The 12,897-nt window shown below is 71.7% G+C and carries 14 protein-coding genes; 4 read left to right on the forward strand and 10 right to left on the reverse strand.

The window, feature by feature from the left end; translation table 11 throughout:
- Nucleotides 1–47 precede the first annotated feature (47 nt).
- The 3 genes from ABTX18_RS20145 to ABTX18_RS20155 all read right to left on the reverse strand — a co-directional run bounded on the left by ABTX18_RS20145 (nt 48) and on the right by ABTX18_RS20155 (nt 3,503).
- A complete protein-coding gene (locus tag ABTX18_RS20145) occupies nt 48–1,433 on the reverse strand; it encodes a DUF2637 domain-containing protein (protein WP_352124067.1) in 1,386 nt (461 codons plus the stop codon).
- 171 nt (nt 1,434–1,604) lie between these two features.
- A complete protein-coding gene (locus tag ABTX18_RS20150; RefSeq protein WP_352124068.1) occupies nt 1,605–2,414 on the reverse strand; it encodes a DUF3558 family protein in 810 nt (269 codons plus the stop codon).
- A gap of 180 nt (nt 2,415–2,594) precedes the next feature.
- A complete protein-coding gene (locus ABTX18_RS20155; protein WP_352124069.1) occupies nt 2,595–3,503 on the reverse strand; it encodes a DUF3558 domain-containing protein in 909 nt (302 codons plus the stop codon).
- A 170-nt stretch (nt 3,504–3,673) separates the two neighbouring features.
- Here ABTX18_RS20155 and ABTX18_RS20160 point away from each other — a divergent pair, with 170 nt between their 5' ends.
- Nucleotides 3,674–4,867, forward strand: coding sequence for an RtcB family protein (locus ABTX18_RS20160; protein WP_352124070.1), 1,194 nt, complete (start codon nt 3,674–3,676; stop codon nt 4,865–4,867).
- Between the two features lie 32 nt (nt 4,868–4,899).
- Here the strand turns inward: ABTX18_RS20160 and ABTX18_RS20165 are convergent, their stop codons facing one another.
- Nucleotides 4,900–5,658: an SDR family NAD(P)-dependent oxidoreductase gene (locus ABTX18_RS20165; protein ID WP_352124071.1), complete on the reverse strand. Its 759-nt coding sequence runs from the start codon at nt 5,656–5,658 to the stop codon at nt 4,900–4,902.
- Nucleotides 5,659–5,712: 54 nt separating this feature from the next.
- On the reverse strand, nt 5,713–6,048 hold the full coding sequence (locus ABTX18_RS20170; RefSeq protein ID WP_352124072.1) for a YnfA family protein: 336 nt from the start codon (nt 6,046–6,048) through the stop codon (nt 5,713–5,715).
- An 88-nt stretch (nt 6,049–6,136) separates the two neighbouring features.
- Here ABTX18_RS20170 and ABTX18_RS20175 point away from each other — a divergent pair, with 88 nt between their 5' ends.
- Nucleotides 6,137–6,694 (forward strand): hypothetical protein, encoded by a 558-nt coding sequence (locus ABTX18_RS20175; protein WP_352124073.1) that lies wholly within the window; start codon nt 6,137–6,139, stop codon nt 6,692–6,694.
- A 53-nt stretch (nt 6,695–6,747) separates the two neighbouring features.
- Here the strand turns inward: ABTX18_RS20175 and ABTX18_RS20180 are convergent, their stop codons facing one another.
- Nucleotides 6,748–8,244 carry an FAD-dependent oxidoreductase gene (locus ABTX18_RS20180; protein ID WP_352124074.1) on the reverse strand — a complete coding sequence of 499 codons (1,497 nt, stop codon included), beginning with the start codon at nt 8,242–8,244 and terminating at the stop codon, nt 6,748–6,750.
- A gap of 106 nt (nt 8,245–8,350) precedes the next feature.
- Between ABTX18_RS20180 and ABTX18_RS20185 the strand changes: the two genes are divergently transcribed.
- Nucleotides 8,351–8,926, forward strand: a complete 576-nt coding sequence (locus tag ABTX18_RS20185; RefSeq protein WP_352124075.1) for a TetR/AcrR family transcriptional regulator — start codon at nt 8,351–8,353, stop codon at nt 8,924–8,926.
- Between the two features lie 204 nt (nt 8,927–9,130).
- On the forward strand, nt 9,131–9,613 hold the full coding sequence (locus tag ABTX18_RS20190; RefSeq protein WP_352124076.1) for a MarR family winged helix-turn-helix transcriptional regulator: 483 nt from the start codon (nt 9,131–9,133) through the stop codon (nt 9,611–9,613).
- Nucleotides 9,614–9,664: 51 nt separating this feature from the next.
- On the opposite strand, the gene ABTX18_RS20195 is transcribed toward ABTX18_RS20190, so the two are convergent.
- The 4 genes from ABTX18_RS20195 to ABTX18_RS20210 all read right to left on the reverse strand — a co-directional run bounded on the left by ABTX18_RS20195 (nt 9,665) and on the right by ABTX18_RS20210 (nt 12,869).
- On the reverse strand, nt 9,665–10,420 hold the full coding sequence (locus ABTX18_RS20195; protein WP_352124077.1) for a Mut7-C RNAse domain-containing protein: 756 nt from the start codon (nt 10,418–10,420) through the stop codon (nt 9,665–9,667).
- A 64-nt stretch (nt 10,421–10,484) separates the two neighbouring features.
- A complete protein-coding gene (locus tag ABTX18_RS20200; RefSeq protein ID WP_352124078.1) occupies nt 10,485–11,324 on the reverse strand; it encodes an NAD(P)H-binding protein in 840 nt (279 codons plus the stop codon).
- Nucleotides 11,325–11,487: 163 nt separating this feature from the next.
- The gene (locus ABTX18_RS20205; RefSeq protein WP_352124079.1) at nt 11,488–12,018 is read right to left on the reverse strand and encodes a GNAT family N-acetyltransferase; all 531 of its coding nucleotides are present in this window, start codon (nt 12,016–12,018) and stop codon (nt 11,488–11,490) included.
- 29 nt (nt 12,019–12,047) lie between these two features.
- Complete coding sequence (locus ABTX18_RS20210) at nt 12,048–12,869, reverse strand: DUF6597 domain-containing transcriptional factor (RefSeq protein ID WP_352124080.1); 822 nt, start codon at nt 12,867–12,869, stop codon at nt 12,048–12,050.
- Between the last annotated feature and the right edge of the window lie 28 nt (nt 12,870–12,897).

Below are 12,897 nucleotides of genomic sequence, written 5' to 3' on the forward strand. Positions count from 1 at the left end.
ATGCGGTGACGGCCCTCAGCCGTTCTGCGGTTACTCGTTCGTCGCGGTCACGCGATGTGGTCGGCCTCGAGTTCCGCGTGGTACCGGTTCTTGAAACCGTGCATCAACTGACGGAGCAGGGCCGCACTGCGCGGATGCCGCACGTTGTGGCGGTCCGACAGGTGTATGTCGAGAGCCTCGATGCTGGGGTACGTGTGCTGCTGGCTCACGAACTCGGCGAAGGCCCCGTACGCGATCTCGCTGAACTCCGCGTCCTCCTGCGCCCACTCCTCGGCCCACTCGTCGGCGGCCTCGACGACGGACCCCGGCTGCTGCGCCTGGGCCGGGAACTGCTCCTGGTCCTGTGCCTGCTGCTCGCCCCCGGGGGCCATCGGCATCTGCTCGGTACGGGGACCGGGCACCGCACCGATCGTGCCGACGTCTCCCAGCGGGCGGGTACGGCCCCCGGGTCCCGCCGGGATCATCACCGGGGTCGGCTCCAGCCCCTCCACGTACATCGGGTTGTACGCACCCTCGTACGCCCCGTCCGGAACCTGCGCCGCGAACCACGGGCTGACATCCGGACCGGGGCCCTCCCCCGGCTGCTGCTCGTCGGCCCACTCGCCGGGAACCGTCTGGGCGTACTGCTCCTGCTGCTGAACCGGCTGCGGGCTCTGCTGCTCCTGCGGGGCCGCAGACGCGAGTTCGGGCTGGGACGGGGTCGCCACGGCCACGGCGGCGACCGGGGCCGGCGGCAGCAGGACGGGCTCGATCCCGGCCGCGGCGAGTCCGGCGGGGCCGGTCTCGGCAAGCGGGACGCCGTACTTGGCGAGGCGGAGCGGCATCAGGGACTCGACGGGGGCCTTGCGGCGCCAGTTGCGGCCGAAGCGGGCCTGGAGGCGGGCCTGGTAGATCAGCCGGTCCTGTTCGAGCTTGATGACCTGCTCGTAGGAGCGCAGCTCCCACAGCTTCATCCGCCGCCACAGCCGGAACGTCGGCACGGGGGAGAGCAGCCACCGGGTGAGGCGGACGCCCTCCATGTGCTTGTCGGCGGTGATGTCGGCGATCCGGCCCACCGCGTGGCGGGCGGCCTCGACGGAGACGACGAACAGGATCGGGATGACCGCGTGCATGCCGGTGCCCAGCGGATCGGGCCAGGCGGCGGCGCCGTTGAACGCGATCGTCGCCGCGGTCAGCAGCCAGGCCGTCTGACGCAGCAGCGGGAACGGGATGCGCAGCCAGGTCAGCAGCAGGTCCAGCGCGAGCAGGACGCAGATCCCGGCGTCGATGCCGATCGGGAAGACGAGCGAGAAGGTACCGAACCCCTTCTCTTCGGCGAGTTCGCGCACGGCCGCGTACGAGCCCGCGAAACCGATGGCCGCGATGAGCACCGCACCGGCGACCACGAGCCCGATGAGTATCCGGTGCGTGCGTGTCAGCTGCATCGCGGCCACCCGCGACCCCTCCCCAATTCTTTTGTCTCCGACGTCCGGTCCAGCGGGACGACTTCGAGTTCTGGCGGGCACAGCCTGGCACATGCCGGCGCGGGGCATCGCGCGGGGAGGGGCGAAGCCCGGTTCCCGGGCGAGAACCGGGCTCCGCCGGGCAAGGAATCGGGCGGGCGGTCAGCCCGTCTTGCTGCCCGAGGCGGAGGCCTTCGCCTTGGCCTTGGCGGTGCTGGAGGGCTTGGGCGGCGTGGACGGCTTCGACGAGCCGCTCGGCTGTCCGCTGTCGTTGGCGGCCGCCACCGCGGCCACTGCCTCCTTCGCGGCCTTCTCGGCGCCCTCGAGGATGTCCGCGGCAGAGGGAGCCTTGGCGCCCGCGTAGCCGGCCCCGTTGTAGTTGACGGTGACGACGACGTTCCCCGTACGTGCGACAACGGTCACGTACTTGAAGTCCTCACCCGTCTTGGTGAGGTCGTACGTGATCTTCGTGGCCTCTTCGCCGATCGAGCCGAGGGGGGCCGTGGCGAGCTTCTTCGCACCCTCGGTCGCCTGGGCCTTGGCGACCTGCTTCGTATAGTCCGCCTGGGCGCGCTCGGCGCCGCTGCCCAGGGACTGGTCGGATGCGAAGCGGGTGAAGCCGACGTCCAGCCAGCGGTACTGGGAGCCCTTGACGCCGTTGTCGTCGAGGCCGTTCCACGAGCAGCCGCCGCGGGCGGAGGTGTCGCTGGACTTGCCGCGGATGCCGCCCTTGTCCTTGGCCGAGGGCACCAGGGACCTGACCGTCTTCGCGGTGACCGACTTGCACGGGTCGGGCAGTTCGGCGAACTTGGCCGGCGCGACGGCCGGTTCGGTCTTCGTCGGTGACGCGGACGACGAGGTGGCGTCGTCCTTCTTGCCGTCGGAGTCCGACGAGCAGCCGGCGACGACGAGCATCACCGGAACGGCGGCGCAGGCGAGTATGCGGGCGAGTCGCGGGGCTGATCGGTGCATGGTTCCTTCACTCGGGTGGCGCGGCGTCGAGGTGCCGGGCGTATCGGTGGGCAGGGGACGGGCGGTCGGCCGGCGGGTGGTTCCGGAGGGCCACGGTACGACGGACCGGCCCCGGACGCCGCCTCGGCCGGGAGGCCCGCGGGGTGGCCCGAGCCCCGCCCGCAGCGGCCGGGGGCGGGGCTATCCGCTGAGCCCGTCGACCAGCTTCTCGCCCAGCGCCTGGGCCTTCTCCTGGAGTTCCTTGCTGTCGGGGACCTCGGTGGTCAGGGCCGGCTGCGCGGTGTACTCGATGGTCACGATGACGTTCGATGTGCGGAATACCACGCTCACCGTGCGGTGCTGTGCGGTGGAACCTGCCCGGGTGAGCAGATCGTCCAGAAACGCGCTGTCTCCGAGCTGGTCGAGGACGCGGGGCTGAAGGTTCTCGGCGGGACTTCCGGCCGTGTCGCCGGTTGTGTCGCCGGTTGTGTTGCCGCCCGTGTCGCCGTCCGGGGTGGCACCGGCGGCGTTGTCCGCGCTCCCGGTCGCGCCGCCGTCCGGGCCGGCGCCGGGCGTCGCGTCCGTCTTCCCGCCGGTCTTTCCGTCGGCTCCGCCGGCGCTCGTCGGTGAGCTGCCGGGCGAAGCGGTCCCCTTCTCGGCGTCGACGGACGGGACGGAGACGGAGGGAAGGTCCGCGGCCTCCTCCTTCTTCGCGTACACCTCGCGGGCACGGTCGTCGTCGCTCACGGCCGGGTCGTACGAGACGACACGCTCGAAGTCGATGACGATGCTGCGGGAGGAGTCGGGTGCGTCGGACTTCCAGCGGCAGCCGACGCGGCGGTCCGTGTCGAACGTTCCGGCGGGGGTGCCCTCGTACACCTTCTCCTGCTGGGCCTCGGGCAGTTGCGCGGCGCCGGGCAGCAGGTCCTTCAAGGTCGCGAGCGGGATGGCGCGGCAGGCCTCGGGAAGGGTGCGGTACTTGCCCGGGGGCGCGGCGGAGGCGGCCAGGGTGCCGGGCTTGCTGTCGGTGGCGGATGCGCCGCCTTCGGTGCCGGCACTGCAGCCGGCGACGAGTGCTGCGATCAGCACGGCGCCTGGTACGTACGCCATTCGTCGCACGGTCCTGGGCTCCCTTCGCACGAAAAACGGTTGCCGCTCGATGGCGGCCGGTGGACACAATGTCTATCGCACGCGCCGCCGTGAATGCCGGTCGACCGACTCTTTTGCCGACCTTGGCACCGGTTTTGCGCTTTCAGTATTTTCGGGGGAATCGAGGGGTTATGTCGTATGTAGAGGTGCCGGGCGCGAAGGTCCCCATCCGCATGTGGGCCGACCCGGCTTCGGTCGAGGACGTCGCCATGCAGCAGCTGCGCAACGTCGCCACCCTGCCGTGGATCAAGGGGCTGGCCGTGATGCCGGACGTCCACTTCGGCAAGGGTGCCACGGTCGGCTCGGTGATCGCGATGCACGGAGCGGTCTGCCCGGCGGCGGTGGGCGTGGACATCGGCTGCGGCATGTCCGCGGTGAAGACGTCCCTGACCGCCAACGACCTGCCCGGTGACCTGTCCCCGCTCCGGTCGAAGATCGAGCAGGCCATCCCGGTGGGCCGCGGAATGCACGACGACCCGGTGGACCCGGCCCGGCTGCACGATCTCGGGGCGACCCGCTGGGACGACTTCTGGGCACGGTTCGACGGGGTGGCCGAAGCGGTCAGATTCCGTCAGGAACGTGCCACGAAGCAGATGGGAACGCTCGGAAGTGGCAATCACTTCATCGAAGTCTGTCTTGATGAGTCGGGTTCGGTCTGGCTGATGCTGCACTCCGGATCCCGGAACATCGGCAAGGAGCTGGCCGACTTCCATATCGGCCAGGCGCAGAAGCTGCCGCACAACCAGGGTCTGGTGGACCGTGACCTGGCGGTCTTCCTCGCGGACACCCCGCCGATGCAGGACTACCGCAATGACCTCTTCTGGGCGCAGGAGTACGCGAAGCTCAACCGTGCGGTCATGATGGCGCTCTTCCAGGACGTGGTCCGCAAGGAGTTCAAGAAGGCCAAGGTGACCTTCGAACCGGTCATTTCCTGTCACCACAACTACGTGGCGGAGGAGCGGTACGAGGGCATGGACCTGCTGGTCACCCGTAAGGGGGCCATCCGGGCCGGCTCCGGTGACTTCGGGATCATCCCGGGCTCGATGGGCACCGGTTCGTACATCGTGAAGGGTCTCGGCAACGAGAAGTCCTTCAACTCGGCCTCGCACGGCGCGGGCCGGAAGATGAGCCGTAACGCCGCCAAGCGGCGTTTCTCGACGAAGGACCTGGAGGACCAGACGCGGGGCGTGGAGTGCCGCAAGGACTCCGGCGTCGTCGACGAGATTCCGGGCGCGTACAAGTCGATCGAGAAGGTCATCGACCAGCAGCGCGACCTGGTGGAGGTCGTCGCGAAGCTGAAGCAGATCGTCTGCGTGAAGGGCTGAGGCCCCCTGCGGGGCCTGCCGTCCGTGGCGCGTCAGACGGTGCGGTGGACCTTCGAGTTGGAGGCCTGGGCGCGGGGGCGGACCACCAGGAGGTCGATGTTGACGTGGCTGGGACGGGTGATGGCCCAGGTGATCGTGTCGGCCACGTCGTCCGCGGTGAGCGGTGCGTCGACGCCCGCGTAGACCTTTGCGGCCCTCTCCTCGTCGCCGCGGAAGCGGGTGGTGGCGAACTCCTCGGTCTTGACCATGCCGGGCGCGACCTCGATGACGCGGACCGGGGTGCCGACGATCTCCAGGCGCAGGGTCTCCGCCAGGACGTGCTCGCCGTGCTTGGCGGCCACGTAGCCGCCGCCGCCCTCGTAGGTGGAGAGTCCGGCGGTCGAGGAGAGGATGACCACGGTGCCGTCGCCGCTCGCGGTGAGGGCGGGGAGCAGGGCCTGGGTGACGTTGAGCGTGCCGATGACGTTGGTCTCGTACATCTGGCGCCAGTCCGCCGGGTCCCCGGTGGCCACCGGGTCGGCTCCGAGCGCGCCGCCCGCGTTGTTGACGAGGACGGCGAGGCTGCGGAACGCGGTGGCGAACTCGTCGACCGCTGCCCGGTCGGTGACGTCCAGGGCGTAGGCCGTGGCCTCGTGGCCCGCCTCGGTGATCTCGGCGGCGAGCGCCTCGATGCGGTCCTTGCGGCGGGCCGTCAGCACCACGCGGAAGCCGGCGGCCGCCAGCTGCCGGGCGGTCGCGGCGCCGATGCCGCTGCTCGCTCCGGTGATGACGGCGATGGGGGATGCGGCCATGGCGGGCTCCTCGGGCAGCTGATCGGTACGGGGCCAGGATAGGCAGGGGCGCGGTCAGTGGTTGCGGGGGGCGTACATGATGACGGCCATGCCGGCCAGGCAGATCAGCGCACCCGTCACGTCCCAGCGGTCGGGCCGGTAGCCGTCGGCGGCCATGCCCCAGGCGATCGACCCCGCGACGAAGACCCCGCCGTACGCGGCGAGCACCCGCCCGAACTGGCCGTCCGGCTGGAGCGTCGCGACGAGGCCGTACGTCGCCAGGGCGATGACGCCCCCGCCGATCCAGGCCCAGCCGCGATGCTCGCGGACCCCTTGCCAGACCAGCCAGGCACCGCCGATCTCGAAGAGGGCGGCGACGGCGAAGAGGGCGAGGGAGCGGAGCACGGACATGGGGGCAGGGTGCCATGCGGGCGCATCCGGGACGCGCCGAACCGGTGGGTAAATAAGGATAATTCGTGAGGATCTGTATCTTCAGGGCATGGTAGTGACGCGTAGGACTCTGCTGGGGGCGGCCGCTGCGGCGGCGATGGCGTCGACGGTGGCGCTGGGTGCGGGCGGGACGGCCGAGGCCGTCGGTGACCCCGTGGGTGCGTCTGTCGGTGCGCCTGGGGATGCGGCCTGGGATGCGGCTGGTGTGCGGAGCATCGCGCCGGAGGCGGATGTGTCGCACCACGGGCATGTCTCGCTGTGGGGTACCGGGCTCGGGGTCTGGCTGCGCAGCGAGAACCGCGGGCCGTCGGATCTGTCCGGCGTGACCGTGCGGGTGAGGACCTCCGTACGGCTGGCGGGTCGCCAGGAGCTGCCGCAGGAGTGCCTGCAGGCCGACCGGGCGACCGTGCTGTGCCGGACGGGTGCGTTGCGCGCGGACGGCACCGCGCAGTCGCAGCTCGCCCTCGAACTGCAGCTCGCGGGCCGGCCGACGGAAGTCGTCGTACGGATCGACACCGTGTGGAACGGCGGGGCGAGCGACCGGAACCCGAAGAACAGCGAGCACGAGGTGCTGGCGCCTGCCACAGGGGACGAGTACGTCTTCTGAAGCCGTCGGTGCCCGCGCGCGTGCCCACGTCCACCTCGACCGCTGCGGGCGGTTCATCGGGCCAGTGCGGCCTGGAGGGCCGCGGGGTCGGTCCGGTCGGCCGCCCAGGCGATGTAGCCGTCGGGGCGGACCAGGAGGGCCGTCGTCCGGTCGCCCGGCCAGTGGGCGTGCAGGACCGGCGCGGGTGAGGCGGGTGTGGGCACGCCGGCCGGGGTGACGAGCACGAACGCGCCCTCGCCCAGCAGGTGGTGCAGGCGCCCCTCCACCAGGCCGAGGTCGGGAGCGCGCTTTCCGGTGAGCCGGTGGGAGCCGCGCGGCGCCGCATACCCGATCCCGATGCCGGAGATCATGCCGATGGCCCGGTCGGAGGCCGGACGGACCGCGGACAGCGCCCGGGCGACCAGTGCCCTGACCGTGCGCTGGAGCGGGCCGCGGGCCATGGCGAGGCGGACGATCGCGCCGCTGGCGCGGAGCACCTTCTTGCCGACCGGGTGGCGTTCGGCGTGATAGCTGTCCAGGAGCGCCTCGGGGTCCGTCGTGTGCCCCCGCAGCGCGGCGGCCAGCTTCCAGGAGAGGTTGGCGGCGTCCTGGAGACCGGTGTTCATTCCCTGGCCGCCCGCGGGCGAGTGGACGTGAGCGGCGTCACCGGCGAGGAAGACCCGTCCGGTGCGGTACGCGGGCACCTGACGTTCGTCGCTGTGGAAGCGGGAGATCCAGCGGGCGTCATGCATCCCGTAGTCGGTGCCGAACGCGCGGCGCGCGATCTCCCGGAGCTCGTCGAGCCCGACCGGGTCGCCGTCGGCTGCCTGGTGCGTCCGGTCCCAGCCCATCACGCGGTACCAGCCGTCGCCGAAGGGTGCGATGAAGGCGAAGGCGTCCCCCACGCCGTTGACCGTCAGGAGGGCGGCGGGTTCCTCGGTGAGTCTGACGTCGGCCAGGACGATGGACCGGATCACGGACTCGCCCGGGAAGGGGAGACCCAGGGCCTGGCGCACCGAGCTGCGCACCCCGTCCGTGCCCACGACATAGCGCGCCGTGAGCGTGGCCGGCGTGCCGTCGGCCTGCCGGATGCCTGCGGTGACCGTGTCCGGGTGCGACGCCCGGTCCAGGTCCGTCAGCTCCGCCCCGTAGCGCAGGTCCGCCCCGGCAGTGCGGGCCCGGCGCTCCAGCAGGCGCTCGACCTCGTACTGCGGGGTGATCAGCAGGAACGGGAACCGGGTGCGCAGCCGGGAGAGGTCGAGGCCCAGCCGGCCGAAGAGGCGGAGGGCGCTGAGGGTGGTGCCGGTCTTGATCAGCTCGTCGGCGAGCCCGCGGGTGTCGAGCAGTTCGAGCGTGCGGGCGTGCACGGCGAAGGCCCGGGTGAGGTTTCCCGCCTCGTGGCGCCGTCGTTCGACGACGGTGACCGACAGGCCCTGGGCGGCGAGGTCGCCCGCGAGCAGCAGTCCGGTGGGGCCCGCCCCCACGACGAGTACGTCGACGGTCGGGTCAGGGGTGGAGGCGGGGGTGGTGGCGTGGTTCGTGCTGGTGCCGGAGTCGGAGCTGCTGTTCATGGCGGTCTCCCTGTGCCGAATGCCAACGCTTGTGGGTCAACGCTTGTTGGCAAATGTAGAGCGGCCACACTGGCATGTCAACAGGTGTTGGCCTACAGTTGTTGGCATGACGACGAGAGCCCCGGGGTCCCATCGCCGCTCGGATGCCACCAAGGCCGCGATCCTCGAAGCGGCCCGCGAGCGATTCGCGGCCGATGGTTATGAGCGCGCCACCATCCGGTCCATCGCCCGCGACGCGAACATCGACCCGTCGATGGTGATGCGCTACTACGGGAACAAGGAGGGGCTGTTCGCCGCCGCGTCCGTGATCGACCTGCGGATGCCCGCGCTCGGGGCGATGCCCGGCAAGCACATCGGTGCCGTACTCGTCGGCCACTTCCTGGACCGCTGGGAGCAGGACGACGTGCTCACCGGGCTGCTCAGGGTCGGCGTCACCAATGAGGCCGGTGCCGAGCGGATGCGGGCCGTCTTCGCCGAGCAGCTCGGTCCGATAGCCGCAGGGGTCTGCCCCGACCCCGCCGACGCGCCGCGCCGGGCCGCGCTCGCGGCCTCGCAGATTCTGGGCATGGCGCTCGCGCGCTACGTCCTGCGCATCCCGCCCGCAGTGTCGATGGACCGCGAAGAGGTGATCGCGTGGCTCGCGCCCACCGTCCAGCGCTATCTGACCGCCGAACATCCGTAGCGCCGTGACGCGGTAGTGCCGTGACGCGATGGCGTCGGCAGCGGTGGCGTCGGCAGCGGTGGCGTCGGCAGCGGTGGCGTCGAGCGTTGGTCGTGCTGACTCGGCCGGACTTCAGGCAGGGCAGTGGCAGGGGGCTGGGGCAGGGGCAGCTGTGTGGGCGATCGGTGCACGGTGCCGGTGGTGTCTGCTCCGTACACTCTCTGCATGCCGCAGAAGTCATCCGCCCCGGGCCGCAGCGCGCTGCTGGCCGAACTGGCCGTCACCTCGCGCCGCTACATGGCGTCGTACGCCCTGTTCAACCAGGCGCTGGCCGACCATCTGCGGCTGCACCCGACGGATCTGCAGTGCCTGAACCTGCTCGGTCTGGAGGACGGGCCGGTCACCACGGGGCGGGTCGCGGAGCTGACCGGGCTCACCACCGGGTCGGCGACCCGGCTCGTCGACCGGCTGGAGCGGGCCGGGTATGTGACCCGTGCGCGCGACACGGCCGACCGGCGGCGGGTGCTCGTCGCGACCGTGCCCGAGCGGATGGCGGAGTTCGGCGCGGTCTGGGAGCGGCTGAACGGCGGCTGGGCGGCCCTGTTCGAGGAGTACGGCAACGACGAGGTCGCCTTCCTCATCGCCCATATGCGGCGGACGGTGGAGCTGAGCGCGCAGCAGATCGAGCGGCTGCGCGACGTGCCCTGACGGTCCGGCGTGCGGGCTCAGCCGCCTGACGGACGGCGGCCCGGCCCCGGCTCAGCCGCCCGACGGGCCGGGCCCGGCCAGGGCGTTGCCGAAGTCGCGGACCGCTTCGGTGACGATCGCCTCGAGGCGGGCGTGGTGGGCGCCGCGCCAGTAGACCCGGCCGCACTCCGTGCACTGGGCGAAGACGTCGTACGACCGCTGCGTGCCGTGCTCCAGCTGCCCGCTGACGGAGTCCTTGTCGGCGGCCGTGAGCGGTCCGTTGCATGCCGTGCACCGCGTCCACGGTGCGAGACGTGGTGTGAAGCGCTCCAGTACGTCACGCAACTGCGCGTCGGGCCGGTCGCTGTAGACGTAGGCCCCGGCCCAGATCTCGCGCCGGTGCAGCAGTCCCCGGTCCCGGGAGAGCAGGACCCGCTGCTCCTGCGCCGAGCGGGTGGCCAGCGCGGGGTCGCCGATGTCCTCGCTCTCGTACGCCGCATCGACGCCGAGCAGCCGCAGCCGCCGGGCGAGGGTGCCGAGGTGGACGTCGAGCAGGAAGCGCAGGGGTGCGCCGGGTACGTGCTGCGGGCGCTGAACGGCACGGACCTCGACCAGTTCGCCCGCCGCGGGAATGTGTGAGACCGGCACGGGGCGTCCGTCGACGAGGAGCTGTCCTGCCTCGGTGAGCGGGATGCCGAGCGATTCCACGACGTGGCCGAGCGTGGACGAGCCGTCGGTGGTCACGGTCGTCCGGCCGCGGCGGCGTTCGTGGGCGACGAAGAGGCGCAGTCCGGGGTCGACTTCGAGGTGGATCTCGGGTCCGTTCACCTGGTCAGAATGCCATCGGGGCGGGGAGAGCGGCCACGGGATTCGGGAGGCGGGCGGGCGCTCGTCAGGCGCGGAAGGCGGCGGCGTGTTCGGTGGCCCAGGCGGCGAACGTACGAGCCGGACGGCCGGTCAGCTTCTCCGTCTCGCCGGTGACTTCGGCGGCGGAGCCGTCCGTGGCGGCCCAGTAGTCGAGCAGCGCCTCGGCGATCGGCTCGGGCACGAAGGGCGACACGGCGTCCTTCCAGGCGGCCCTGCTCACGGTGCGGAAGGCGGCGGGGCTGCCCGTCGCGGCGGCCAGGATCTCGACCTGCTCGGCCGCGGTCAGGGATTCGGGGCCGGTCAGGTGGTACGCGGAGCCCCGCAGCCGCGCGTCGGTGAGGACGGCGTGTGCGGCTTCGGCGATGTCGGACTCGTCGATGGGGCTGGTCGCGCTGTGGGGGTAGGGCAGGTCGACGGGGCGGCCGGACCGGAAGGACTCCGACCACTGGCAGGCGTTGCCGGCGAAGGCGCCGGGGCGCAGCAGGGTCGTGGTGAGGGGCGATGCGGTCAGTGCCTGCTCCACCGCGTGGTGGGAGGCGGCGATCGGGTTGGATCCGGCGTCCGGGTCGAGGACGGAGCTGGAGGAGAGCAGGACGATGTGCGTGACGCCGGCGGTCTGCGCTGCGGTGAGGAATGCGGTGATGTGGGACGGCTCGGCGTAGAGGAAGACGGAGTCGACGCCGTCCAGGGCGGCCGCGAAGGTGCCGGGGTCGCCGAGATCGCAGGGCACGGCAGGGACGCCCGCCGGCAGTGAGAGCCCTTCGGGGTTGCGGGAGCCTGCGCGCACGGCGTGGCCGCCCTGGTGCAGGAGCGATACGAGCGCGGAGCCGACGCGGCCGCGGCAGCCGGTGACAAGGGTGGGCATGGAGGGTCTCCTGGGTGACTGAGCCCGGCAGTGGTGTGGCGACCGGGGCAGTGGCTGTGCAGCGCATAAGCTGCGTGACGCAGATAAATATCCATGAGGTGGCCGTACCCGTCAAACGCTTTGCGCAGCCAGGCGCGGGCGCGCGGCCTTCCGCCGTTGAGGGTCAGCGCTCCGGGTGGAGGTCCAGCCGCCAGTCGTTGGTCAGCAGCGGGTGCCCCGGTGGGTACTCCACCTCGCACGCGCCGATCAGCGTGAAGCCCGCCTTGCGGCACACCCCGTTCGAAGCGCCGTTGTCCACCGACGGATAGGCGTGCAGGTAGCGGTGCTTGTGCGCGGCGCGCGCCTGCTCGGCCACGGCCGCCGTCGCGGCCGACGCGATGCCCCGGCCCTGGAATTCCGGGAGAACGGCCCACCCCGTCTCGTACACCTCCTCGCCCTGCCAGGTGTGCTCCCAGAAACCGATGGTGCCCACGGCCTCGGCCTCACCGGGCAGCGCGATGCGGAACATCCTGCCCCGGCCCTCCCGGTCCGCGCTCAGCGCCACGTAGCGGCCGTGCCGTCCTATGAGCTGCTCCTGCGTCTCGGGCCCGCCCAGATGGTCCATCAGCTCCGGCGCGTTTGCACGGCGGAGCAGCTCGAAGTCGCTGTCCGACCAGGGCTCGATCCGTACGAATGCTGCTGCGGTGCGCTCCATGTCAGCACTGTAGGACGGGGCACTGACAGTCAGCGGGCACCCAGCGCGGTCGGCGGGACGCCGACCGTCGCGGTGAAGTCCCTGACCAGGTGCGCCTGGTCGCTGTACCCGAGATCCGCGGCGAGTCGCGCCCAGTCCACCTCCGGGTCCGACTCGGCGCGCTCCAGCGCCTCATGGATGCGGTAGCGGAGGATGACCCACTTGGGGCCGACACCGACGTACGTGGCGAAGAGGCGTTGCAGCGACCGCACCGACAGCCCTTCGGCACGGGCCAGTTCGCCGACGCGGCGGACCGTGCGGTCCGTGCGCACGAGGTCGACCAGGGCCATCGCGCGGTCGGCCTGCGGGTCCGGCTGAGGACCGAGCGCGAGCAGGTACGCGTCGAGCGCCGCGACCCGCGCGTCCTCCTGCGCCGGGTCCAGCACGGCCGACGGCGGCACGGGGGGCGTGAACACCTCGGGGGCCGGGACCCGGCGGCCCGTCCACTCGGACACGGGCCGGTCCGGGGCGAACGGCCGGAAGCCGCCCGGCCGGAACTGCACACCGCAGACCCGCCCCCGCCCCTCCAGCTTCTGCGTGAACAGCTCCAGGCCGATGCCCGAGACCTCCGCGAACCCGGATTCCTCGTCGCCGCAGCCCGGGTACCGCTCGAAGACCAGGTTGACGCTGGGGTGCGGGACCAGGTGGGAGGCGTACGGCTCGCGCAGGTCCCAGTCGATCAGCCAGTAGTGCTCCAGATACGGGCGCAGCGCGGGGGCGGGCACTCGACGCCGGAAGCGTACGTGCGTGAGCAGCTCGGGGGCGTCGACGATGCCCCGGGTGTCGCGTCGGGGACCTGGGGAGCCGGGCATGGCTGCCGATCCTACGACGCGGTCGCCT

This window comes from Streptomyces sp. NPDC096323 (genome assembly GCF_040302845.1).
GTDB lineage: Bacteria > Actinomycetota > Actinomycetes > Streptomycetales > Streptomycetaceae > Streptomyces.

Bases quoted from the DNA above. Each gene is read 5' to 3' on its own strand.
- ABTX18_RS20170 (WP_352124072.1), bottom strand. From the start codon at position 6,048: ATGTCCGTGCTCCGCTCCCTCGCCCTCTTCGCCGTCGCCGCCCTCTTC.
- ABTX18_RS20160 (WP_352124070.1), top strand. From the start codon at position 3,674: ATGTCGTATGTAGAGGTGCCGGGCGCGAAGGTCCCCATCCGCATGTGG.
- ABTX18_RS20165 (WP_352124071.1), bottom strand. From the start codon at position 5,658: ATGGCCGCATCCCCCATCGCCGTCATCACCGGAGCGAGCAGCGGCATC.
- ABTX18_RS20200 (WP_352124078.1), bottom strand. From the start codon at position 11,324: ATGCCCACCCTTGTCACCGGCTGCCGCGGCCGCGTCGGCTCCGCGCTC.
- ABTX18_RS20210 (WP_352124080.1), bottom strand. From the start codon at position 12,869: ATGCCCGGCTCCCCAGGTCCCCGACGCGACACCCGGGGCATCGTCGAC.
- ABTX18_RS20205 (WP_352124079.1), bottom strand. From the start codon at position 12,018: ATGGAGCGCACCGCAGCAGCATTCGTACGGATCGAGCCCTGGTCGGAC.
- ABTX18_RS20180 (WP_352124074.1), bottom strand. From the start codon at position 8,244: ATGAACAGCAGCTCCGACTCCGGCACCAGCACGAACCACGCCACCACC.
- ABTX18_RS20190 (WP_352124076.1), top strand. From the start codon at position 9,131: ATGCCGCAGAAGTCATCCGCCCCGGGCCGCAGCGCGCTGCTGGCCGAA.
- ABTX18_RS20150 (WP_352124068.1), bottom strand. From the start codon at position 2,414: ATGCACCGATCAGCCCCGCGACTCGCCCGCATACTCGCCTGCGCCGCC.
- ABTX18_RS20185 (WP_352124075.1), top strand. From the start codon at position 8,351: ATGACGACGAGAGCCCCGGGGTCCCATCGCCGCTCGGATGCCACCAAG.
- ABTX18_RS20175 (WP_352124073.1), top strand. From the start codon at position 6,137: ATGGTAGTGACGCGTAGGACTCTGCTGGGGGCGGCCGCTGCGGCGGCG.
- ABTX18_RS20155 (WP_352124069.1), bottom strand. From the start codon at position 3,503: ATGGCGTACGTACCAGGCGCCGTGCTGATCGCAGCACTCGTCGCCGGC.